Genomic DNA, 23359 nt, shown 5'->3' on the forward strand with positions numbered 1-23359 from the left:
GCACAGCGTTATTACGCGACCTGTTACGCGCCGCATTGCTGGCTTCGACGGCGCTGACGGTCGCCGCCTATTTGGCTCCGGCGCAGGCGCAGGACGCGACCTGGCTCGCCAGCCCGGCCGACGGCAATTACAATAACGACGCCAACTGGAGTTCCGGCACCGCGCCGGACGGCACGGCCACGTTCGGCGCTTCGTCCGTCACCAGCCTGTCGTTTTCCGCAAATACCACCATGGGCGGCTGGACGTTCAATGCGGGCGGCCCGGATTATGATTTCAGCAACGGCAGCGCCCTCGCCTTCGACGGCGCCGGCATCGTTGCCAACGGTGGCCGCGTCGCCATCACCAACAACGGCAGCCTGTATTTCTACGGCAACAGCAGCGCCGGCAGCGCCGCCATCACTAACAGCGGCTACCTAGCTTTCTACGACAACAGCACGGCCGGCGGCGCCACCATCACCAACACCTCCATTCTGGATTTCAACAACGCCAGCACGGCGGGCAACGCCGTTATCACCAACAACAGCAACCTGTATTTCTACGACAACAGCGCGGCGGGCAGCGCCGCCATCGCCAACAACGGCAACCTGTTCTTCTACGGCACCAGTACGGCGGGCAACGCCGCCATCACCAACGCCAGCTATAGCCGTCTGTATTTCTACGACACCAGCACGGCCGGCAATGCCGCCATCATCAACAACTACGACCTGACTTTCTGGGACGCCAGCACGGCGGGCAACGCCGCCATCACCAACGCCAGCAATGGCTATCTGTATTTCTACAACACCAGTACGGCGGGCAACGCCGCCGTCACCAACAATTCGGGCGGCACGGTCGATTTTTCGTACAGCACCGGCCCGAACGGCGACCACAAGCTAAGCGCGGGGTCGATCGCGGGGCCCGGCAGCTATGTCCTCGGCGCCAACCAACTGACGGTCGGTTCGAACGGGCTCTCGACCGAGGTGAGCGGCGTCATTTCAGGCGCGGGTGGATCGCTGGTCAAGATCGGCACGGGCACGCTGACCCTGTCGGGAACCAACAGCTATAGCGGCGGCACCACGATTTCCGGCGGCATTCTGCAACTCGGCAACGGCGGCGCGACCGGCGCGATCATCGGCGCAGTCACGCTGGGATCCGGCGGCAGGTTCGATGTCGTCAACGCCGACACCAGCGGCATCGCCAGCCTGACCAACGCGGGCGGCATCGTCAATATCGGCGATGACAACATGCTCGCCGGGTCGATTTCCAACACCGGCGCGGGCCAAATCAATCTGGGCGCGCGCGCCACCCTCTACGACACTGGCAGTGTGCTGAACAACGACGCCACCATCAATGTCGGCACCGACGGCATCGTCATGAGCAATGGCGACATCAACAACAACGCCGGCGGCGTCATCAACTTCAACGGCCCCGGCGGCACGGCGCAACTGTCGCCCGCAGGCAGCGTCTACAACAGCGGCCAGATCAATGTCATCGGCGGCGACGTCCGGCTGGGGTTGAGCTATTTCAACAATCAGAGCGGCGGCAGCGTCTCGCTCATCGGCGGTGACATGTCGTGGGTGAACGATTTCACCAATTCCGCCGGGGCGACACTGACCGTCGGCGCGGGCCGCACGCTCGATGTGCAGTATTTCGACTTCTATGGCGGCACCGCCACCGGTGCGGGCACGATCAAGTCCTCGAGCGGCATCTATCTCTGGGGCCCCGGCACGATCGGCACGACGCTGGCCGGCACGGCGTCCTTGGCCAAGGGCGGTCCCGGCACGACGGTTCTCACGGGCGCACACAGCTACACCGGCGGCACCACGGTCAACGCCGGCACGTTGCAACTCGGCGATTCGAACGCGGCTGGCGCGATCCTGGGCGCCGTGAACGTGGCGGGCTACAGCGGCACGTTCGATGTCGTCAACGCCGACACCAGCGGCATTACCAGCATCACCAACAGCGGCACGACGAATTTTCGGGGCGGCACCAGCGCGGGCAGCGCCACCATCATCAACGACTACGACCTGTATTTCTGGGACACCAGCACGGCCGGCAGCGCCGCCATCACCAACAACGGCAACCTGTCTTTCCACGGAAGCAGCACGGCGGGCAATGCGACCATCACCAACAGCAGCTCCATGATTTTTGTCGACAGCAGCACAGCCGGCAACGCCACCATCATCAACAACGACGGCCTGTCTTTCGGCGGCAGCAGCACGGCGGGCGGCGCCGTCATTACCACCAACGCCGTCCTGTCTTTCTTCGACAACGGCACGGCGGGCGACGCCGCCATCACCAACAACGCCGGCGTGTATTTCTACAACAGCAGCACGGCCGGCAATGCCACCATCGCCAACAACTACGGCCTGTATTTCTTGGACGCCAGCACGGCGGGAAACGCCGCCATCACCAACGGCAATTCGAGCGGCGAGGTCGATTTCTCGACCAGCACCGGCCCGAACGGCGACGGCAAGCTGAGCGCGGGGTCGATCGCGGGGCCCGGCAGCTATATCCTCGGCGCCAACGAGCTGACGGTCGGCTCGAACGATCGCTCGACCGAGGTAAACGGCGTCATTTCGGGCACCGGCGGTTCGCTGGTCAAGACCGGAACGGGCACGCTGACCCTGTCGGGAGCCAACACCTATAATGGCGGCACCACGATCAACGGCGGCATCCTGCAACTCGGCAATGGCGGCGGCACTGGCTCGATCCTCGGCGATGTCGTCAACAACGGCGTGCTCGCCTTCAACCGCTCCGATGTGGCAATCTTCTCCGGCGTCATCTCGGGCAGTGGCGCTGTCCGGCAGATCGGTGGGGGCACGACGATCCTCACCGGCGACAACACCTACACCGGCGGGACCACGATCGCGGGCGGCACGCTCCAGATCGGCAACGGCGGCGGCACCGGCTCGATCCTCGGCAACGTCGTCAACGACGGCGTGCTCACCTTCAACCGTACCGGGACGCTGACGCTTGCCGGCGACATCTCGGGCAGCGGCGCGGTGCGGCAGATCGGCTTGGGCACCACGGTCCTGACGGGCACCAACAGCTATTCCGGCGACACCCTGGTCACCGATGGCCGGTTGCAGTTCGGCGGCAGCGGCAACACGCTCGGCGGCAACCTCATCGTGGCCGGCGGCACGCTGGCGATCCAGACGCCGGCGACCGTAAGCGTCGCGCAGGCTGTGATCTTCGGCGACAACACCGCGCTGTCGATCACTGCCGGCGCCAACAGCCCGGCGCTGTCGGCAAACAGTGTCACGATCGGCAACGACGTCGCGTTGAACATCAGCGGCATCGACGACGCGAGCCAGCTCGACAGGGTGCTGATCGACACGACGTCCGGCATCAGCGGCGACTTCGGTACCGTCACCGTCGGCGGCTTCAGCGGCACGGTGGATTATCTCACGGTCTCCACCCGCAAGTCGGCCAACAATCTGCAATATCTCGCCAGCTACGGCCTGAGCTGGACGGCGAACAACAATCTGGCTCACGGCACGTTCACGCTGACCAACCCGTCCGACAGCTTCACGGTCGGGGCGGTGCTCGCCGACCAGACCGCCAACCCCGCCACCGGCTGGAACGGCGCCGCGCTGACCAAGGCCGGTCTCGGCACGCTGGTCCTGACCGCGGCCAACACCTACACCGGCGGCACCACGATCGCGGACGGCACGCTGCAACTCGGCGATTCGACCACAGCCGGCTCAATTCTGGGCGCCGTCACCGTGGGCTCAAGCGGCACGTTCGATGTGGTCAACGCCGACACCGGCGGCATCACCGGCATCACGAATGCCGGCACGACGAATTTCCGCAACGGCACCAGCGCCGGCAGCACCGCCATCGTCAACAGCGGCCTCCTGACTTTCAACGACGACAGCACGGCGGGCAATGCCACCGTCACCAACTACGGCAGCCTGTATTTTTACAACACCAGCACGGGAGGCAATACCGGCATCACCAATGCCAGCAATGGCCACCTGGCATTCTTCGACACCAGCACGGCGGGCAACGCCACCATCGCCAACAGCGGCGCTCTGTATTTCCAGGGCAACAGCACGGCTGGCAGCGCCGCCATCACCAACAACGGCGCCATGGCTCTCTATGACAGCAGCACAGCGGGCAGCGCCGACATCACCAACTACGGCTACCTGACTTTCTACGACACCAGCACGGCGGGCAATGCAGGCATCACCAACGCCAGCAATGGCTACCTGGCATTCTACGACACCGGCACGGCGGGCAGCGCCGCCATCACCAACAACGGCGGGCTGTATTTCTACGGCACCAGCACGGCAGGCAGCGCCGCCATCACCAACACCAGTAATGGATCTCTGGCTTTCAACGGCAGCAGCACGGCGGGCAGTGCCGCGATCACCAACAACGGCGGCCTGTATTTCTACGGCACCAGCACGGCGGGCAGCGCCACCATCACCAACAACAGCGCTCTGTATTTCCGGGACGCCAGCACGGCGGGCAACGCCGTCATCACCAACAATGGCTACCTGGCTTTCAACGACAGCGGCACGGCGGGCAACGCCGCCATCACCAACGATCCGGGCGGCACGGTCGATTTCTCAGGCACCACCGGCCCGAACGGCGACTACAAGCTGAGCGCGGGGTCGATCGCGGGGGCCGGTGACTATATTCTCGGCAGCAATGAGCTGACGGTCGGCTCGAACGGGCTTTCGACCGAGGTGAGCGGCGTCATCGCGGGCGCCGGCGGCGCGCTGGTCAAGATCGGCACGGGCACGCTGACCCTCTCCGGCGCGAACAACTCGGTGGGCGCGGTCACGGTCAGCAATGGCACGCTGGCGCTCAGTCAGACCGGCACGTTCAGCGCCACGACCTACACGACGCAGGGCGGCGCGGTCACCGCCATCGGCGGAGCCGCGCAACTCGCCGTGACCGGAGCCTTCACGCAGGATGCCGGCTCGACCCTGAACGTCACCCTTGGCGCGAACCAGCCGATCATCACGGCGGACTCCGCGTCGCTGGGCGGAACCCTGAACATCGCCGGCCTCGCGGCGAGCACATCGACGGCCAGCGCACTGGCAGGCACGCAGTTCACGGTCATCGCGACGACGAACGGCATTTCCGGCGACTTCGCAAACGTCATCATCGGCGGCGCGTCGAACCCGGTCGATTATCTGACGGCGATGGGCCGCAAGAGCGCCGACAATCTCGCCTACAATGTGGGCCTCGGCCTGACCTGGACCGCCGGCGCGGCGCGGGGCAACGGCGCGTTCACGCTGGCGAACGGGACGGACGCCTTCAATGTCGATATGGCGCTGACGAACCAAGCCGGTCCCTTCGCCAGCGGCTGGGACGGCACGAGCCTGACCAAGAACGGCGACGGCACGCTGACGCTCTCGGCACTGAACGCCTATACCGGCTCGACGACGATCAATGGCGGCACGCTGGCGATCACGGCGGCCGGCGGCATCACCTCGGACGTCACCAACAACGCCACGTTCCGGAACGCCGGCACGGTAACGGGCGGCGTGACCAACAATGCCGGCGCGACCTTCACCCAGACGGCGGGCCATGTCTCGAATGGCGTGATCAACTCCGGCACGGTGAACGCCAATGGCGGCGCGCTCAATGGAGCGATCGCCAACAACGCCGGCGGCATCTTCACTATCGGCGGCACGCTGACCGGCGACAGAACGTTCTCCAATGCCAACGGCGCGACCCTCGCGGTGGCTGCAACCGGCGACTACACGCTGGCGGGGCTGCTGACCAACAGCGGCGGCGTCACGATCGCCGCCGGCGGCTCGCTGACGGCGCCCGCCGGCATCCTCAACAAGGCCGGCGGCGTTATCACGAACAACGGCACCGTGGCGGACGCTCTCGACAATACCGGGCTCGTCACCAATAACGGCATCTACAACGCCAATGTCGCTTCCAATACCGGCACGATCAGCAATACGGCCGGCGGAATATGGAACGGGAACTTCAACACGGCGGGCGTCGTCAACAATGACGGGACGATCAACGGCAGCCTGACTCAGACCGCGGGAACCACGGCCAACAACGGCACCATCACCGGCGCCGTCGCGGTCTCGGGCGGCCTGTTCACGGGTAGTGGTTCGGTTGGCGGCCTGACGATCACCAGCGGCGCGACCGTCGCCCCGGGCGTGGCAGGCGGCATCGGCACGATGAGCGTGGCCGGCAACGTCACCTTCGATGCAGGCTCGATCTATCAGGTCACCGTCAACACCGCCGGTCAGGCTAGTCACATCAACGCCACGGGATCGATCGCGATCAATGGCGGCTCGGTTAATGTGCTGGCGGGCTCGGGCAATTACGCGCCCAGCACCACCTACATCATCCTCAGCACGACGACCAATGGCGGCAGGACGGGGACGTTCGACAGCGTCAGCTCCAATCTGGCCTTCCTCACGTCGACGCTCGGCTACGGCGCCAGCGACGTCACTCTGACGATGACCCGCAACAATGTCGACTTCGCCGCCATCGGCATCACGGTGGACCAGATCGCCACCGGCGGCGGCATCGAAAGCCTCGGCTTCGGCAATCCGCTCTACAATGCGGTGTTGAACCTCTCGGCTCCGCAGGCGCAATATGCCTTCGACCAGCTCTCGGGCGAGATCCACGCGTCGGCCAAGACCGCGCTGATCGAGGACAGCCGCTTCGTCCGCAACGCCGTCAACGACCGCATCCGCGCCGCCTTCGACGCAGTCGGTGCCTCGGGCACTGTCACGACCTATGTCGACGGCAAACCGGTGACGGTGAAGGCCAACACCGATCGTTTGGCGGTCTGGGACCAGGGTTTTGGCTCCTGGGGCCATACCAACGGCGACGGCAACGCCGCGACGCTCAACCGCAAGACCGGCGGCTTCTTCGTAGGCGCCGATGCGCCGGTGTTCGACACCTGGCGCTTCGGCGCGGTCGCCGGTTACAGCCGCACCGATTTCAACGTGAAGGATGGTCATTCCTCGGGCACGAGCGACAACTACCATCTCGGCCTCTATGGCGGCACGGCCTGGGGCGACCTCGCCTTCCGCACCGGCGCTGCTTACACTTGGCATGACATCTCGACCAATCGCAGCGTCATCTTCCCTGGGTTTGGAGACAGCCTGAAGGGCAAGTACAATGCTGCCACGGCGCAGGTCTTCGGCGAACTCGCCTATGGCTTCAACGCGGGCGGCGCCCGGTTCGAACCTTTCGCCAATCTCGCCTATATGAACCTGCACACGGATGGCTTCACCGAGCGGGGCGGCGCGGCGGCACTGACCAGCGCGGTAGCCAACACCGACGCGACCTTCACGACGCTCGGCCTGCGCGCCTCGACCACGTTCGATCTCGGGGGAACCACGCTGACAGCGAACGGAATGCTCGGCTGGCGTCATGCATTCGGTGACGTGACACCGCTCTCCACCATGCGCTTCGCCAGCGGCGGCGATGCGTTCAGCATCGGCGGGATTCCGATCACGCGAGATGCCGCCGTGATCGAGGCCGGCATCTCCTACGCCATCACCCCGAACGCCACGTTCGGCATCTCCTATGGCGGCCAGTTCGGTTCGCGAATGTCTGACCAATCGGCCCGCGCAAACTTCAACGTCAGGTTCTGAGGGGAAGCGGTGTGAACGATTAAAGCCTTTCCTCATCCCACGGGCTGAGCACTCACGGCGCATTGCGCCAGTCTGGAACCTGAGTTGACCATGACCGAAAACACACAAGCAAATGCGGTAACACCGCACCTCCCGCTTTTCTACAAGAACCCCGTGCTTCTTCGTTTCAAGGACCATCGCGATGCCGGGCTGGCGCCACTGGCGGGCTTCGGGTTCGCGCGTGAGGCCGTGGCCATTCCGCTCTGCGTCGGCGAATTCGCCATCGCGTTGCGGCACTATCCGATCGTCTTCGCCATCGACGACAATGCCTCGCCAATCGCGCTCGTCGCTATCAAGCGAGATCATAATCTGTTCATCGAGCGCGACGGCTCATGGCGCGCGGGCAGCTACATTCCGGCTTATGTCCGCCGCTATCCCTTCATCGGGACCGAGACGCCGGACAAGGCGGGGCAACTGCTCAGCATTGATCGCGCATCGGGTCGTTTCGTCGGGTCGAGCGCGGACCAGCACGACGCCGAGCGGCTGTTTGACGAGGCGGGTGGACCGACCGCGACCGCGCAATCGGCGATGACATTCTGCCAGGCATACTATGACGATTCCACGAACACTGTCGCCTTCGGGCAGGCGCTCGTCGCCGCGAAGGCACTGACGCCATACCATGTGGACTTCCGGCTGCCCGACGGCTCGCGGCATCAGGTGAACGGGTTCCTAGCCGTGGACGAGAAGGCGTTTCGCGCGCTGCCGGCCGAGACCGTCACGGACTGGAATGCGAGGGGCTGGCTCGATCTCGTGACCCTGCACCTCGCCTCGCTTCAGAGCTTCAAGGGACTTTTCGACCTCAACGCGCAGCGCGCAAACGAACGAAAGGCGCTCGCATGATGAGCAGGAAGATTCGCGTTTACGGCATTTCCGCAGGCACAGTTCTGGCAGTTGCCGCTAGCCTGGCAGTCTACATGGCGCCCGGGGTCGCCATCTCGACACCGAGCCATGCCGCAGCGATCGCCGATAGTCACGACGATCCCGCGCCACAACGCTTTCAGATCGCACAGGCGCAGACCGGCGGCCAGTCGACCGGCGGCGCTGCCGCATCAGGCCTTCCAGGCGGGGCGTCGTTGCTGAACGAGACCTACAAGGACTGGGTCGTGGCCTGTCAGGTCGCAAACAGCGCCAAGCGTTGCGTCATGTCACAGCAGCAGAAGCAGCAGAACGGCCAGCGTGTCCTTGCTATCGAATTGGCAGCGCCAACCGGCAACACCGTCTCTGGCACGCTGATCCTGCCGTTCGGGCTCGCGCTCGATTCCGGCGTCACCTTCCAGGTCGACGACAAACCGGCGATGCCGCCGCTGCGCTTCCATACCTGCGTGCCCGCCGGGTGCCTCGTCCCCGTCACCTTCGATGCGCCGACGCTGGTGGGGCTGCGCGCCGGCACGGCACTTAAGGTCAAGGCGACGGCTGATGGCGGCGCGGCGGCGCCGTTCTCGATCTCGCTGCAAGGCTTCAGCACCGCCCTCGATCGTGTGGAGGCGCTATCACGTTGAGGTTGATCGAAACCTGAGCAGAGGAGCATGTTTGACGCCATCCGGCATGGTCGACAAGGGCGATTCGGTGACGAAGGAGCGTATGGCGGGCCTAAAGGCGATTCACCATCAGGCGAAGACCGATGCCGAACGGATGCAGGCGACGCTTGATCGCACCGGCAATCAGAGGATCACCGTCGGCATGCTCGATTCGCTTTCCAGCGTGGCGCGTGACCGACTTCGGCTTGAAGGGGCGGCTGCAAGACCTGCGCCGCTTTTGGCCGAAAGGGAATTTTCGGAACCGAATATTTCCTGCGCGCGCAGATCGCGGAATTGTCGGGGACGATCACGGCTCGATACGACATAGACCGAACGTTTCCTTGCGGCCGTACATCGGTCTCTGGCTTCGGACAGACCGATGCCGTCCGGACCGTAGCGCCCGATGGTCAGCGTCTCGCGGCGATCGTTGAGACGGTAGTCGTAGCCGAAGGTAATCAGCCCCGAGGGCGCAACGACGACGTACATACCGTCACGATCCGACAGCTTGTACAATTTCTCTTTTGGTTTCAGCCTCTTAAGCGCAAGATCGGTCAGCATCGGAAAGGCCTTTTCGACGTCCAATCACCTCGTCAAGGCCCTATTTTTACCGTCACGCGAAATACCGTCAATCTTTTCCTGTATTCCTTTTATATCAGTATTTTACGCATCGAATCGTTGCACTGCTTGGCCTTGTGGTGCTGACGATATTTGAAAAGCGACTCGTTGACAAAAATCCAAATACCGTCAGCCGTACCGTCAAATGGTCGCGCTTTGGGGCGATGGGGAGCGATAGATAGCAGAGATTTTTTATTTCATTTTCAACGAGATAGGACGTCTTTTCGATAGACCGCGAAACACCGCGAAGGACGCCGGGTCATTCCCACTCGATCGTCCCGGGCGGCTTTGACGTTACGTCATACACCACCCGATTGATGCCCTTGACCTCGTTGATGATGCGGGTGGCGGCGGCGGCGAGGAAGTTCATGTCGTAGTGGTAGAAATCGGCCGTCATGCCGTCGACGGAGGTCACGGCGCGCAGCGCGCAGACGAATTCATAGGTCCGGCCGTCGCCCATGACGCCCACCGTCTGCACCGGCAGCAGCACGGCGAAGGCCTGCCAGATGGCGTCGTAGAGGCCGGCTTTGCGGATCTCGTCGAGATAGATGGCGTCGGCCTCGCGCAGGATCTCCAGTTTTTCGCGCGTGATGCCGCCCGGGCAACGGATGGCAAGGCCGGGGCCGGGGAAAGGATGGCGGCCGATGAAGCTTTCGGGGAGGCCGAGCTCCTTGCCGAGCGCCCTCACCTCGTCCTTGAAGAGTTCGCGCAGCGGCTCGACCAGCTTCATGTTCATGCGCTCGGGCAGGCCGCCGACATTGTGGTGCGACTTGATCGTCACCGACGGACCGCCGGAGAAGGAGACGCTTTCGATGACGTCGGGATAAAGCGTGCCCTGGGCCAGGAAATCGGCGCCGCCGAGCTTCTTCGCCTCTTCCTCGAACACCTCGATGAACAGCCGGCCGATGGTCTTGCGCTTCTTTTCAGGATCGGCCTCGCCTTCCAGCGCCGAGATGAAGCGGTCGGAGGCGTCGACCAGGATCAGCGGCAGGTTGTAGTGCTGGCGGAACATCTCCACCACGCCCTTGGCCTCGTGCTTGCGCATCAGACCGTGGTCGACGAGGATGCAGGTCAACTGGTCGCCGATCGCTTCGTGGATCAAAAGCGCGGCGACCGAGGAGTCGACGCCGCCCGAGAGCGCGCAGATGACCTTGCCCTTGCCGACCTGCTTGCGGATCAATTCCACAGCGTGCTCGCGATAGGCGCGCATCGTCCAGTCGCCCTCGATGCCGGCGATGTTGTGGACGAAGTTCCTGAGTAGTCTTGCGCCGTCCGGCGTGTGCACCACTTCGGGGTGGAACATGATACCGTACATCTTGCGCTCGATATCGCCGAAAATGGCGAAGGGCGAGCTTTCCGACTTGCCGAGCACCTTGAAGCCCGGTGGCAACTCGATGACGCGGTCGCCATGGCTCATCCACACCTGGTGGCGCTGGCCGGGGGCCCACAGGCCTTCGAACAGCGGGCTCTCCTTCTCGATCTCGACGAAGGCGCGGCCGAACTCGCGATGATTGGAGCTTTCGGCGACGCCGCCCATCTGCACGCAGAGCGCCATCTGGCCGTAGCAGATGCCGAGCACCGGCACGCCGGCGTCGAAGACGACCTGCGGCGCGCGCGGGCTGCCGATGTCGGTTGTCGAGGCCGGGCCTCCGGACAGGATCACCGCTTTGGGCTTGATGCGCTTGAAGGCCGCTTCGGCCGACTGGAACGGCACGATCTCGGAAAAGACGCCGGCCTCGCGGATGCGGCGGGCGATGAGCTGCGTGAACTGGCTGCCGAAATCGACAATCAGAACGGTGTCGGGATGATTGGCTGTCGTCATGGCGAGCCTTTAGAGAAAGAAACGAGTCGGCGCAATGGGTTGCGCGCGGTCGCACCGTTCACTTCGACCCTGGTGCTTCTCCCTGCTCGGCGTCAAGTGAGCGCAAGGCGTCCATCAGCGCCGCGAACCGCTGTTCGCCGAGGCGATCGATATAGCCGCGTTCGATCTGAAGCTTGATGCGATCGCCGTCGCGCAAGGCATCCAGGCCTTTGCGCGTATAGCGCACGAGCTTGCCGCGCCCGTCCCGCGGATCGGGCAATCGCTCCAGCACGCCTTCCGCCTCCAGCCCGTCGAGCAATTGCTGAACCGCTTGCTTGGAGGTCGCCGCGCGCTCGATCAATGCCGACTGGCGCGTGCCGTTGCGGGGGATGTGTCCAAGCAGCCCTGCGCGCGCTTCGCTGAACCAGGCGTGGCCGGCGGCTCGCATGGCAGCGGCAAATTCCGCCTGCCAGGCACGGCTCGCCTGCCACAGCCGCCAACCGACGTGATCGGGCAGCCCGTCGGTTTTTTCGTCAAGTTCCTTGACCATTTAATCCGAACTCCGTAGGGTCAAGATACTTGACGATATTCTTGGCGTCGAGGCCATTCGAGAAACGCAAACCCGGGGACAGGAACAATGACGATACTGAACAGGGACACGCTGGCCATTATCATGGTCGGAACCACGCATGTCATCGACATGGGCGGCAAGAATGCCTTCATCCACTATGAAACCGACGATCGGGCGCACATGCTCCTGCCGGATGGCACTCGCTTTCACGGGACCTGGACGCTGCTTGACGACGGCTACAAGGTCGAATGGAAAAACGGCCCCGCCGGCGCGTGGAAACTCGATCATACACCGGGGGCAATCGACTATATCGATGCGACAGGCGCCTCTCGTGGACGCATTTCACGCATCGATTTCGGTGATCCGCAACGCCTTGTGACCTGATCCAATCGGCAGTCAGCCACCAAGCAGGCCGCCGCCGATCGCCTGTTCCAGCAAGGCGACGGCGGCGGCGAGCTTCTCGTCGATGACGTGCAGATATTCCGTCCAGTCGTTGACGTGCCTGAGATCGGCCGCGCCGTCCGAAATGCCGCGGAGCCCAATCAGCGGCAAACCGAACAGCTGGCAGGCACGCAGGCAGGCAAAGGTCTCCATGTCGACCATGTCGGCATCGATGGCGTCATAGGCAACGCCGGAGACAATCGCGCCGCCGGTCGAGAGCGTGGCGGTCTTGATGCCCGGAATGACGAAGGGCAGCGGCACCGACACCGGCAATTCGAGGAAAGGCGTCGCGCCCTTCTCGAAGCCAAGCGGAGAGGCATCCATGTCGCGATAGCTCACCGACACGGCCTGGTAGATCTCGGTCTGTTCCAGCTTGCGGCTGCCGGCCGAGCCCAGCGAGACAACCAGGTCCGGAAGCGCTCCTTCAGCCTTCAACGCCGCGAGCTCGGCGCCCAGCCTGACCCCGGCCTCGACCGGACCGACCCCGGTCATCAGCGGCGTGAACAGGTTTTTCAGGTGCGGACCGTATTCGGCCTCAGCCGCCATGACGAAGAGAACGGATTTTTGCGACAGGCGTGACACTTCGACAGTCATGAAGCTTTACCCCTATTTGCTACGACGACGAGAAAGGGACAACGTGCCCTCGCCGCCTGCCGGCCTTCGCTATGGCTCCGGGCGTTCGTCGCTCGAAAAGCCCATTTGGGGGCTTTTCGTCCGCTGCGCGGACCGCTCCTCACCCCTCTATCCCGTCGCGGCCGACCACCGTCATCATCGTGCCGGTCATGGTGGCGATCAGCTTGGCCTCGCCGTCGGTGGCGAAGGCGTAGGCCTGGCCGTCGGCGACGATGATGGTGCGGCCGGGTTTGGTCACGGAGCCGCGGAACAGGAACCGCTCGCCCCTGCCCGGCGCGAGCAGGTTCACCTTGAACTCGATGGTCAGTACGCCGGAATTCTCCGGCATCAGCGAAAAGGCCGCGTAACCGCAGGCGGAGTCCAACGCGGTGGAGATGACGCCGGCATGCAGGAAACCGTGCTGCTGCGTCAGCGAGGCGGAATACGGCATCTCGATCTCGATGATGCCAGGCGTCACCAGCGTCAGCTCGGCGCCGATTGTCGCCATCGCCTCCTGGCGGGCAAAGGACGCCCTGACGCGTTCCTCGAAATCCGGAGCGGGTACGATCTTGGCTGCCGCCATGGCGCTTTGCCTCACATTGCTGGCGAAGTTTATTGCAGAGCCAGGCAAGACAGGCAATCTTTTATGCTGCAGCGCAGCAAAAGCCGGGCTGTCTTCAAGAGGCAGTCCGACGCAAGGCGTGGAAATAGAACCCGTCGGTGCCGCTGAGCGCCGGCGACAGCGAGATACCGCCGGCATCGGCAATACGCGCGGCCCCTTCATGGCCCGGGAAGCGGCTGTCCCACAGTTGGCGGTGATCGACCGGCGCGAAGCCGACATGGCGCTCGCGGAATGCCGCGACCTGCTCGCCGTTCTCGGCATCGAACACCGAACAGGTGATGTAGACCAGCAGGCCGCCCGGCTTGACGAAGGCTTGCGCGGTGTCGAGGATCGCCTGCTGCTCTGCCTTGCGGGCATCGAGCTGCCTTTCCGTCAATCGCCATTTGGCGTCGGGCCGCCGCCGCCAGGTGCCGCTGCCGGTGCAGGGCGCGTCGATCAGCACGATGTCCATATGGTTGGCGAGCGGCGCAAGCTCCGCGGGCTTGCTGACGACCTGGACGTTGCGGTTGTGCGAGCGGCGGATGCGCTCGAAGATCGGCGCCAGCCGCACCTTCTCCGCGTCATGGGCAAAGAGCTGGCCGCGATTGTCCATGTCGGCCGACAGCGCCAGCGTCTTGCCGCCGGCGCCGGCGCAATAATCGAGCACCTGCATACCGGGCGCGGCGCCGGCAAGCGCGGCGGCAAGCTGCGAGCCCTCGTCCTGCACCTCGAACCAGCCTTTTTGGAAGGCAGGCTCGGCCTGCACGTTCGGATGCCGGCCGTCGCCGTCGATCGGCGGGATGCGGATGCCATGCGGCGCGATCGCCGCCGGCGCGGCACCGGTGCCGTGGAGCTCGGCCAGCACCTTGGCGCGATCGGCCTGGAGCGTGTTGACCCTGAGATCCAGCGGCGGGCGCTGCGCCAGGGCGGCGCCTTCCTGGACCCAGGCGTCGCCATAGGCCTGCTCGAGCAACGGCGCGCACCAGTCCGGGACATCGGCCCGCACAGCATCGGGGGCCTCGCCAAGCCTGCGCTCGGCAGCCGCTTTCAACTCGGACGCGCTGAGCAGCGGCGGCGCGAATTTGTCGCCGTCGAGCGCGTCGTTGAGCGACTGCGCCGTTTGGCCCCATTCCAGCAGAAGCGCGCCGAAGCCGATGGCGCGCGGCGTGTCCTCGCCGAACAGCCAACCGGCTGAGCGTCTGCGGCGCAGCGCATCATAAACGATGTTGCCGATCGCCGCGCGGTCGCCGCCGCCGGCGAAGCGATGCGACAGGCCCCAGTCGCGCAGCGCGTCGGCCACCGGCCGGTGGCGCCGGCCGATGTCTTCAAGAACCTCTATGGCCGCCGCCAGCCTTCCGCCCAGTCGCATCCTGTTTTCCGTAGCTGTTACAATTCGGTTCCAGCCCGCTCTTAAAGCCTTTCAGGCCAGGATTGAAACAGTTCCATTTCGGCTTGCCGATGAAATGGCGTTTCAAGACCGGCGATTTAGCCGCGCGGTTTTTCCATGTTGAGCAGCGCGGCCGGCAGACAAGAACAATCGATCAGAATATGAAAGACTTCTAATGTTTTGATTGACGCCTGCAAGAAAGCGCGCCGGCTTAACCTCCCAGCTTTGCAAGTGTTGTCCGCAGGAATACTCTTCCGGCGGTGATTCGCGACGCGGGAAATGCGGTTTGGCGGGTCCTATGAGGAGAGGGCAATGAAGACTTATCTGGCAGAAGTTCTCGGCACGTTTTTGTTGGTGTTCATCGGCACCGCCTCCGTGGTTACGGGCGGCTTCGGCGGCGCGCTGCCGCTCGGACAGGAAGGCATCGGCCTGGCGTTCGGCATCGGCCTGATCGCCGCGGCCTATGCGATCGGCCCGATCTCGGGCGCGCATCTCAATCCGGCGGTGACGCTCGGCGTGTTCCTGGCAGGGCGGATGCCGGCCAAGGATGTCGTCCCCTACTGGATCGCGCAAATCATTGGCGCCATCATCGCCTCGCTGGCGCTGTGGATCATCGTTTCCGGCCAGGTCGGCGGCCACACCGGCGGCTTCGGCGCCAATGGCTGGGACGAAGCGAAATGGGGCATGAGCTCGGCCTTCCTGTGGGAGCTGATCGGCACCTTCACCTTCGTCACGGTGATCCTCGGCGTCACCAATGCCAAGCACACCACCGCCTTTGCCGGCCTGGTCATCGGCCTGACGCTGGCGGGGATCCACTTCGCCATGATCCCGGTGACCGGCACCTCGGTCAATCCGGCGCGCTCGATCGGCCCGGCGCTGTTTTCGGGGGGTGCCGCGCTCGGCCAGCTCTGGCTGTTCATCGTCGCGCCGCTGATCGGCGGAGCGATTGCCGGTGTCGTCGCCAAGGCCGGCATCTTCGAAAAAGACTGACCACAGTTCGATAAAGTAAAAGGCGCGGGCATGACCCGCGCCTTTTTGCTTGGGAGGTACGACCTTATCTCGCGATGTCGAAGCGGTCGGCGTTCATCACCTTCGTCCATGCGTTGACGAAATCCTTGACGAACTTGGCCCTGGCGTCGGCCGAGGCGTAGACTTCGGAGAGTGCACGCAGCTGCGCGTGCGAGCCGAAGATCAGGTCGGCGCGGGTGCCGGTCCACTTGACCTCTCCGGTCTTGCGGTCGCGCGCTTCGTAGACCTCGTCCGAACCGGGCTCGGAGCCGGCGGCCGGATCCCAGACAGTCGCCATCGAGAGCAGGTTGACGAAGAAGTCGTTGGTGAGCTGGCCAGGCCTGTCGGTGAAGACGCCATGCTTGGAACCGCCGGTATTGGCGCCGAGCACGCGCAGGCCGCCGACCAGCACCGTCATTTCCGGCGCGGTCAGCGTCAGCAACTGGGCGCGGTCGACCAGCATCGCTTCGACCGCCATCGGCAACCTGCCGCGGGCATAGTTGCGGAAGCCGTCAACCTTCGGCTCCAGCGCGGCGAAGGAGGCGACGTCCGTCTGCTCCTGCGAAGCGTCCATGCGGCCCGGCGTGAAGGGTACTTTCACCTCGGTGCCGCCTTCCTTCGCCGCCTTCTCGACCGCGGCGACGCCGCCAAGCACGATGAGGTCGGCGAGCGAGACCTTCTTGCCGCCGGTCTGGTCTGCGTTGAATTCCTTCTGGATGGATTCCAGCTTGGCCAGCACCTTGGCGAGCTGAGCCGGCTGGTTGACCTCCCAGTCCTTCTGCGGCGCCAGCCGGATGCGGCCGCCATTGGCGCCGCCGCGCTTGTCCGAGCCGCGGAAGGTCGAGGCCGAAGCCCAGGCAGTCGAGACCAGCTCGGACACCGACACGCCGGACGCCAGGATCTTGGCCTTGAGCGCAGCGATGTCGACCTCGCTCACCAGCTCGTGGTCGATGGCCGGGATCGGATCCTGCCAGATCAGCTCTTCCTTCGGCACGAGCGGGCCGAGATAGCGCACCACCGGGCCCATGTCGCGGTGGGTAAGCTTGAACCAGGCGCGGGCGAAGGCGTCGGCAAACTGGTCCGGATGCTGGTGGAAGCGGCGCGAGATCTTCTCATAGGCCGGATCGAAACGCAGCGCGAGGTCGGTGGTGAGCATGGCCGGCGCGTGACGCTTCGAAGCGTTGTGCGCGTCCGGGACGGTGCCGGCGCCGGCGCCGCCTTTCGGCGTCCACTGATGCGCGCCGGCCGGGCTCTTCGTCAGCTCCCATTCATAGTTGAAGAGGTTGTCGAAGAAGTTGTTGCTCCATTTGGTCGGCGTCGTCGTCCAGGTGACCTCGAGGCCCGAGGTGATGGCGTCGCCGGCAATGCCGGAGGCGTATTTGCTCGACCAGCCGAGGCCCTGCGCCTCGATGCCGGCGCCTTCCGGCTCGGCGCCCACCAGCGAGGCGTCGCCGGCGCCATGCGTCTTGCCGAAGCTGTGGCCGCCGGCGATCAGCGCCACGGTTTCCTCGTCGTTCATCGCCATGCGGCCGAAGGTCTCGCGGATGTCGCGCGCGGCCGCGACCGGATCCGGCTTGCCGTTCGGGCCTTCCGGGTTGACGTAGATGAGGCCCATCTGCACGGCGCCGAGATGGCCGCGAAGCTCACGGTCGCCCGAATAGCGCTCGTCGCCGAGCCACTTGGTTTCGGAGCCCCAGTCAACGTCCTGCTCCGGCTCCCACACGTCGGCGCGGCCGCCGGCGAAGCCGAAGGTCTTGAAGCCCATCGATTCCAGCGCGACGTTGCCGGTGAGGATCAGAAGGTCGGCCCAGGAGATCTTGCGGCCGTATTTCTGCTTGACCGGCCACAGCAGCCGGCGCGCCTTGTCGAGATTGGCGTTGTCCGGCCAGCTGTTCAGCGGCGCGAAACGCTGCTGACCCGCGCCCGCGCCGCCGCGGCCGTCGCCGATGCGATAGGTGCCGGCGCTGTGCCAGGCCATGCGGATGAAGAGCGGCCCGTAATGGCCGAAGTCGGCCGGCCACCAGTCCTGCGAATCCGTCATGACCTTGTGCAGGTCTGCGATCACCGCATCGAGGTCGAGGCTCGCGAACTCCTTGGCGTAGTCGAAATCTTCGTCCATCGGGTCCGAGAGGTTCGACTGCTGGTGGAGAACGGCAAGGTCGAGCTGGTTCGGCCACCAGTCGCGGTTGGTCCGTGCGGATCCATGTGCCACCGGGCATTTGCCAGCGCTGTTGTCGTCGGTTTTCGCGTCCATCTTAGTCTCCCGATTCTGCCGAGGTTTTGCCGTGGTTGAATTTTGCCGAGGTTGATTTTTCCCGAAATTTTCGGGGGCAGCCACTGGCCGCGCCAACCTGGAATGATTCCAGACTAGGCCGGCCTGCCGATAAAGACAAATTGCCTTTCCTGTTTCGTTTGATAGGATTTTCTTATGATTGGCCTCACTGTCCGGCAAATGCAGTATTTCGACGCGCTGGCGCAGACGCTGCATTTCGGCCGCGCCGCGAAACTCGTCGGCGTTAGCCAGCCAGCCCTTTCCGCGCAGATCGCAGAGATGGAAGAGCGACTGAACTGCCTGTTGTTCGAGCGCGGCGGCAAGACGGTGCGCATGACCGACGAGGCGCTTGCCCTGCAGCCGCGTATCGAGCGCATTCTGGCCGACATACGTGACGTCGAGACGACTGCCCGGCGCGGCCGCCCGGCCATGGAAGGACGCTTCCGGCTGGGCATCATCCCGACGGTCGCGCCCTATCTCCTGCCGCACGTGCTGCCGGAGCTGAAAAAGCACTATCCTGCCCTGCAGCTCGAACTGCGCGAGGCGGTGACCGCGTCGCTGGTCGAGGACGCGGCCACCGGCCGGCTGGACGCCTTCATCGCGGCCTTGCCGCTCGATCAGCCGGCGATCGTCACCGAAGGGCTTTTCCCCGACCGCTTCTTCCTCGCCGTTCCCGCCGGCGATCCGGCCTTCTCGCCGCCGGTGCCGCCCGAGAGCCCGGCGCTGGAGCGGCTGATGCTTCTGGAGGAAGGCCACTGCCTGCGCGAGCAGGCGCTGGCCGTCTGCGGCAATGTGCGACCGGTGGCGATGGCAAGCTACGGCGCGACCAGCCTGACGACGCTCTTGCAGATGGTGGCGCATGGGCTGGGCGTCACGCTGGTGCCGGAAATGGCAGCAAGTGCTGCCGGCGTCATGCCGGATCTAAGGATCGTGCCGTTCCAGGAGCCGATGCCGCAGCGCATGATCTGCATGGCCTGGCGGAAGAACAAGGTGCGCCAGGACGAATGCGTGGAGCTGGCGCGGATCATACGCGGGCTGGACCGGGCGGTGCTGGGGGTGTGAGGCGCGCTTCGATGCTCTCCATCCCTGCGCCCGCTGGTCGGCACTTCACGGCACGAAGATCAGAAACACATAGGTGAAGAACACCACGACGTGCACCATGCCGGTCAGGAACGTCGTTCTTTCGGTGCTGAAGCTGACGCTGCAAATGAAAAGCGCCAGCACCAGAAGCACGGCATCGGACGCCGGGAGCCCCAAGGTCAGCCCCCTGCCCGTCAGCAGGCTGGCCGCCGCGACAGCCGGTATCGTCAAGCCGATCGTGGCGCAGGCCGAGCCCATCGCGACGTTCAGGCTGCGCTGCAGCTCATTTCTGAAGGAGGCGCGGATCGCCGAGATGGCCTCCGGCATCAAAACCAGTGCGGCGATCATTGCCCCTACGATGCTGTCGGCCCGGGTCACCTGATAGGCGGCGAGCGCATCCTCCACGCTCGCGGCGACCTGCTCGGCGAGCAGGACAATTCCGATGAGCCCGCTCAGCAGCAGGAGCGCGCTGACGGAGATGCTTCCGTGGGAGGCAGTTCGCGTCGGAGCGTCGTGTGCCTGTCCCTGGACGAAGTCCTCCCGGTGCCGGACGGTCTGGGCGAACACGAAGCTCGCATAAAGCAGCACCGAAAGGACGCTGACAAAACCAAGCTGAGCCGCCGAAAACGTGCCGGGATCCGTGGTTTGGGTGTAGGTCGGAAGAATAAGCGTCATCACGGTCAGCGCGATCAGAACCGACAGGTATGCGCTGGTGCCTTGCCTGAGGATCGCCTGCTTGCGGTAGCGCCAGCCGCCAAGCGTAAGACAGATGCCGACGACGCCGGTGGAGGTGATCATCACCGTCGAGAAAACGGACTCGCGCGCCAGCGTCGGATTGTTTTCTCCATGCAGCATCATGGAGACGATGATCGACACTTCGATTGCCGTCACCGCGAAAGTCAGCACCAATGTTCCGTAAGGCTCGCCGACGCGCAAGGCGACTGCCTCGGCGTGGTCGAGCACGACGAAAATGGTGGTGAACATGATGGCGCTCGACAGCGCTCCGACGAGGATCCTGGTATTCAGCGACCCTTCGTCGACCGAAAGGCCGCTGGCCCTGACCGCGACAGCCATTGCCAGCGCGGCCAACGGCATCGCGTAGGACGTCATCGATCGCGCGTAACCAGTCATCGAAGCCCCCGAACGCCAGGCGTTTACACGAACTTAGCGGAAAAGCGCGTGGGGAGCACCTGTCACGGGCATCCTTGCCCGCCAAGTCAGTCAGTCAAAACAAGATTGGGGGCTGAGCACCATTTCTGGCGTCGAATGTCTCGATGGCGTTGCGAACCGCCGTGCAGAATTTTTCCAGAAGCTCCGGCTCGGTTCCCAGTCGGCGGCGCAGCGAGAAGGGCACTTCCAGCTGCGCTCCCTTCCCCGTCAGCCCGCGGTTGACGATGTTGGAATCCTGGATACCGGGAAAGGGATGGTTGTCTCTTTTTGTCTGGAAACCGGCCTCCTGCAGACGCCCGGCTATCTCTGAAACCAGAGCGGCGTCCTTGCCGCCCAGGTAGACTGTCGAGGGATCGTCCCGATCCTGACGACCGTGGACGGCGACGACGGTAGACTTCGTCCGCAACAGTTCGAGCGCGGACTCCTCATCAAAGTTCCTGGACGTTATGTGCAGTTCCCGGTTGCTTTCCGGCATGAGCCCTTCAAAGCAATACATATCGAGATCGCCCCCTGCTATCGTCTCGGCGATCAGGGAGGTGCGAGGCTCGATTTTGCCGCCATGCGGGGCCACGACGATGGCACTTCCGGTTCGCGCGCCCCGTCGGACGACGATGCGATAATCCACGTTTTCAATTTTGGCGGCTCTCAGCGCCGCGAAATTTGGAAACTCGTTGTCCATAGATGCCGTTTCACGCCGTCTTCTGCGCCACCAGCCCGAGTTCCTCCACCATCGCCTCGCGCATCAGGAACTTCTGCGGCTTGCCGGTCACCGTCATCGGCAGTTCGGTGCGGAAGCGGATGTAGCGCGGCACCTTGTAATGCGCGATCTGGCCGGCGCAGAAGGCCTTGATCTCCTCGGCGGTGGCGATCTGGTCGGGCTTCAGCACGATCCAGGCGCAGAGCTCCTCGCCATATTTGTCGTCCGGGATGCCGAAGACCTGCACTTCCTTGATCTTGGGATGGCGATAAAGGAATTCCTCGACCTCGCGCGGATAGACGTTCTCGCCGCCGCGGATGACCATGTCCTTCACCCGGCCGACGATGTTGCAATAGCCTTCGGCGTCGATCGTGGCGAGGTCGCCGGTGTGCATCCAGCCGTCGACGTCGATCGCCTCGCGGGTCTTTTCGGCGTCGTCCCAATAGCCCTTCATCACCGAATAGCCGCGCGTGCAGAGTTCGCCGGGCTCGCCGACCGCGACGGTGCCGCCGTCGGCGCCGATCGCCTTGACCTCGACATGCGGGTGGATGCGGCCGACGGTTGAGACGCGCTTTTCCAGCGGATCGTCGACGCTGCTCTGGAACGAGACGGGACTGGTCTCCGTCATGCCGTAGGCGATGGTCACCTGGTTCATATGCATCAGCGACACCACCTTCTTCATCACCTCGATCGGGCATGGCGAGCCGGCCATGATGCCGGTGCGCAGGCTGGAGAGGTCGAAGCTCGAAAAATCCGCATGGTCGAGCATGGCGACGAACATGGTCGGCACGCCGTAGAGTCCCGTGCAGCGCTCCTGCGCCACCGCTTTCAGCGTCGCGCCGGCATCGAAGCCTTCGCCTGGGAAGACCATTGTCGCGCCTTTCGACACGCAGCCCATCGTGCCCATCGACATGCCGAAGCAGTGATAGAGCGGCACCGGAATACAGAGCCGGTCTTCGGCGGTGAGTTTTATGGCCGAGGTGACGAAATTGCCGTTGTTGACGATGTTGGAATGCGTCAGCGTCGCGCCTTTTGGCGCGCCGGTCGTGCCTGAGGTGAACTGGATGTTGATGGCCTCGCCGGGCTTCAGTCCTTCGGAGATGCGGTCGAGGCTGTCATGCTCGTCGCGACCGGCCATCGCGAGCACGTCGCCGAAATTGAACATGCCGGGCGAGTTGTCGTCGCCCATCCGGATGACTATTTCCAGCGCCGGCAGTTTCTTGGCCTTGAGCTTGCCGGGCTCCGCCTTGGCGATCTCCGGCGCCAATGTCTCGATCATGCCGAGATAGTCGGAGGTCTTGAACTGCGCGGCGGTGACCAATGCCTTGCAGCCCACTTTGTTCAGCGCGTATTCCAGCTCGGTCAGCCGGTAGGCCGGGTTGATGTTGACTAGGATCAGGCCGATGCGCGCGGTGGCGAACTGCGTCACCAGCCATTCCCAGCGGTTCGGCGACCAGATGCCGACGCGGTCGCCTTTTTCGAGGCCGAGCGCCAGGAAACCGGCGGCCAAAGCGTCGACCGCGTCCGACAGCTCGCTCCAGGTGAAACGCTTGTCCTGGCCGACGAAGACGGCGGCGTCGAGCGTGGCGTATCTGCTCACCGTATCGGAAAACAATTCCGGAATGGTCTTGTCGAGCAGCGGCACCGAGCGGTCGCCCGACACATGCGCCTTGCCGCCCAGCGGAGCAACGAAGCTGTTGCGAGTCTTGCGCAGATTGGTGGCGTTCATGAGCTCGTCGAGTTTGATCGCCATCGCCGTCTCCTCCCGGATTGGCCAGCCTATCAGCCTGTCGGGGCAGAGGAAACCCGCCGAATGTACTGCCCCTCGCCCAGCCTCCGCTTCGCTCGGCTGACCTCTCCCCGGCGGGGCTAGCGTGCGCACACATTTGCTTCGGGTTGATTTTGCGATGCCAGAAGGAAGCCGTCTAGGATGGCGTTGAAGCGTCTGAGGCCGTGGGTGAAGGTGATGGGCCC

General features: G+C 64.2%; 16 protein-coding genes. 6 read left to right on the plus strand and 10 right to left on the minus strand.

Features of this window, described 5'->3' with window-relative positions:
• Nucleotides 1–35 precede the first annotated feature (35 nt).
• The 3 genes from FJ980_RS07585 to FJ980_RS07595 all read left to right on the plus strand — a co-directional run bounded on the left by FJ980_RS07585 (nt 36) and on the right by FJ980_RS07595 (nt 9112).
• Nucleotides 36–7574, plus strand: a complete 7539-nt coding sequence (locus FJ980_RS07585; RefSeq protein ID WP_181181133.1) for an autotransporter-associated beta strand repeat-containing protein — start codon at nt 36–38, stop codon at nt 7572–7574.
• A gap of 90 nt (nt 7575–7664) precedes the next feature.
• Nucleotides 7665–8453 carry a SapC family protein gene (locus tag FJ980_RS07590; protein WP_246676347.1) on the plus strand — a complete coding sequence of 263 codons (789 nt, stop codon included), beginning with the start codon at nt 7665–7667 and terminating at the stop codon, nt 8451–8453.
• Nucleotides 8454–8527: 74 nt separating this feature from the next.
• Nucleotides 8528–9112: an invasion associated locus B family protein gene (locus FJ980_RS07595; protein WP_140542300.1), complete on the plus strand. Its 585-nt coding sequence runs from the start codon at nt 8528–8530 to the stop codon at nt 9110–9112.
• Between the two features lie 162 nt (nt 9113–9274).
• Here the strand turns inward: FJ980_RS07595 and FJ980_RS35315 are convergent, their stop codons facing one another.
• The 3 genes from FJ980_RS35315 to FJ980_RS07610 form a co-directional block, all read right to left on the minus strand.
• Nucleotides 9275–9712, minus strand: a complete 438-nt coding sequence (locus FJ980_RS35315; RefSeq protein WP_246676344.1) for an Arm DNA-binding domain-containing protein — start codon at nt 9710–9712, stop codon at nt 9275–9277.
• 292 nt (nt 9713–10004) lie between these two features.
• Nucleotides 10005–11567, minus strand: a complete 1563-nt coding sequence (guaA, locus tag FJ980_RS07605; RefSeq protein WP_140542301.1) for a glutamine-hydrolyzing GMP synthase — start codon at nt 11565–11567, stop codon at nt 10005–10007.
• 58 nt (nt 11568–11625) lie between these two features.
• On the minus strand, nt 11626–12096 hold the full coding sequence (locus FJ980_RS07610) for a MarR family winged helix-turn-helix transcriptional regulator (protein ID WP_140542302.1): 471 nt from the start codon (nt 12094–12096) through the stop codon (nt 11626–11628).
• An 87-nt stretch (nt 12097–12183) separates the two neighbouring features.
• Between FJ980_RS07610 and FJ980_RS07615 the strand changes: the two genes are divergently transcribed.
• Nucleotides 12184–12501: a hypothetical protein gene (locus FJ980_RS07615; protein WP_140542303.1), complete on the plus strand. Its 318-nt coding sequence runs from the start codon at nt 12184–12186 to the stop codon at nt 12499–12501.
• Nucleotides 12502–12513: 12 nt separating this feature from the next.
• Here FJ980_RS07615 and FJ980_RS07620 read toward each other — a convergent pair whose 3' ends face one another.
• From FJ980_RS07620 to FJ980_RS07630, 3 genes are all read right to left on the minus strand, one after another.
• Entirely contained in the window at nt 12514–13152 is a 639-nt protein-coding gene (locus FJ980_RS07620; RefSeq protein WP_140542304.1) for a 5'-methylthioadenosine/S-adenosylhomocysteine nucleosidase, read from the minus strand.
• A gap of 139 nt (nt 13153–13291) precedes the next feature.
• Nucleotides 13292–13753 (minus strand): PaaI family thioesterase, encoded by a 462-nt coding sequence (locus FJ980_RS07625; protein ID WP_140542305.1) that lies wholly within the window; start codon nt 13751–13753, stop codon nt 13292–13294.
• 94 nt (nt 13754–13847) lie between these two features.
• A complete protein-coding gene (locus tag FJ980_RS07630) occupies nt 13848–15140 on the minus strand; it encodes an RsmB/NOP family class I SAM-dependent RNA methyltransferase (protein ID WP_140542306.1) in 1293 nt (430 codons plus the stop codon).
• Between the two features lie 330 nt (nt 15141–15470).
• Here FJ980_RS07630 and FJ980_RS07635 point away from each other — a divergent pair, with 330 nt between their 5' ends.
• Nucleotides 15471–16148 carry an MIP family channel protein gene (locus tag FJ980_RS07635; protein WP_140542307.1) on the plus strand — a complete coding sequence of 226 codons (678 nt, stop codon included), beginning with the start codon at nt 15471–15473 and terminating at the stop codon, nt 16146–16148.
• A 64-nt stretch (nt 16149–16212) separates the two neighbouring features.
• Here the strand turns inward: FJ980_RS07635 and katG are convergent, their stop codons facing one another.
• Nucleotides 16213–18420 carry a catalase/peroxidase HPI gene (gene katG, locus FJ980_RS07640; protein ID WP_140542308.1) on the minus strand — a complete coding sequence of 736 codons (2208 nt, stop codon included), beginning with the start codon at nt 18418–18420 and terminating at the stop codon, nt 16213–16215.
• A 174-nt stretch (nt 18421–18594) separates the two neighbouring features.
• Here katG and FJ980_RS07645 point away from each other — a divergent pair, with 174 nt between their 5' ends.
• Nucleotides 18595–19500 carry a hydrogen peroxide-inducible genes activator gene (locus FJ980_RS07645; RefSeq protein WP_140542309.1) on the plus strand — a complete coding sequence of 302 codons (906 nt, stop codon included), beginning with the start codon at nt 18595–18597 and terminating at the stop codon, nt 19498–19500.
• A gap of 45 nt (nt 19501–19545) precedes the next feature.
• On the opposite strand, the gene FJ980_RS07650 is transcribed toward FJ980_RS07645, so the two are convergent.
• The 3 genes from FJ980_RS07650 to FJ980_RS07660 form a co-directional block, all read right to left on the minus strand.
• A complete protein-coding gene (locus FJ980_RS07650; RefSeq protein WP_140542310.1) occupies nt 19546–20649 on the minus strand; it encodes a calcium:proton antiporter in 1104 nt (367 codons plus the stop codon).
• 94 nt (nt 20650–20743) lie between these two features.
• Complete coding sequence (locus tag FJ980_RS07655; protein ID WP_140542311.1) at nt 20744–21367, minus strand: poly-gamma-glutamate hydrolase family protein; 624 nt, start codon at nt 21365–21367, stop codon at nt 20744–20746.
• 10 nt (nt 21368–21377) lie between these two features.
• A complete protein-coding gene (locus FJ980_RS07660; RefSeq protein ID WP_140542312.1) occupies nt 21378–23138 on the minus strand; it encodes an AMP-binding protein in 1761 nt (586 codons plus the stop codon).
• Between the last annotated feature and the right edge of the window lie 221 nt (nt 23139–23359).

The sequence above is a fragment of the Mesorhizobium sp. B1-1-5 genome (assembly GCF_006443065.1).
In the GTDB taxonomy this organism is placed as follows: Bacteria; Pseudomonadota; Alphaproteobacteria; order Rhizobiales; family Rhizobiaceae; genus Mesorhizobium.

Bases quoted from the DNA above. Each gene is read 5' to 3' on its own strand.
- FJ980_RS07590 (WP_246676347.1), top strand. From the start codon at position 7,665: ATGACCGAAAACACACAAGCAAATGCGGTAACACCGCACCTCCCGCTT.
- FJ980_RS07595 (WP_140542300.1), top strand. From the start codon at position 8,528: ATGGCGCCCGGGGTCGCCATCTCGACACCGAGCCATGCCGCAGCGATC.
- guaA (WP_140542301.1), bottom strand. From the start codon at position 11,567: ATGACGACAGCCAATCATCCCGACACCGTTCTGATTGTCGATTTCGGC.
- FJ980_RS07610 (WP_140542302.1), bottom strand. From the start codon at position 12,096: ATGGTCAAGGAACTTGACGAAAAAACCGACGGGCTGCCCGATCACGTC.
- FJ980_RS07615 (WP_140542303.1), top strand. From the start codon at position 12,184: ATGACGATACTGAACAGGGACACGCTGGCCATTATCATGGTCGGAACC.
- FJ980_RS07620 (WP_140542304.1), bottom strand. From the start codon at position 13,152: ATGACTGTCGAAGTGTCACGCCTGTCGCAAAAATCCGTTCTCTTCGTC.
- FJ980_RS07625 (WP_140542305.1), bottom strand. From the start codon at position 13,753: ATGGCGGCAGCCAAGATCGTACCCGCTCCGGATTTCGAGGAACGCGTC.
- FJ980_RS07630 (WP_140542306.1), bottom strand. From the start codon at position 15,140: ATGCGACTGGGCGGAAGGCTGGCGGCGGCCATAGAGGTTCTTGAAGAC.
- FJ980_RS07635 (WP_140542307.1), top strand. From the start codon at position 15,471: ATGAAGACTTATCTGGCAGAAGTTCTCGGCACGTTTTTGTTGGTGTTC.
- katG (WP_140542308.1), bottom strand. From the start codon at position 18,420: ATGGACGCGAAAACCGACGACAACAGCGCTGGCAAATGCCCGGTGGCA.
- FJ980_RS07645 (WP_140542309.1), top strand. From the start codon at position 18,595: ATGATTGGCCTCACTGTCCGGCAAATGCAGTATTTCGACGCGCTGGCG.
- FJ980_RS07650 (WP_140542310.1), bottom strand. From the start codon at position 20,649: ATGACTGGTTACGCGCGATCGATGACGTCCTACGCGATGCCGTTGGCC.
- FJ980_RS07655 (WP_140542311.1), bottom strand. From the start codon at position 21,367: ATGGACAACGAGTTTCCAAATTTCGCGGCGCTGAGAGCCGCCAAAATT.
- FJ980_RS07660 (WP_140542312.1), bottom strand. From the start codon at position 23,138: ATGGCGATCAAACTCGACGAGCTCATGAACGCCACCAATCTGCGCAAG.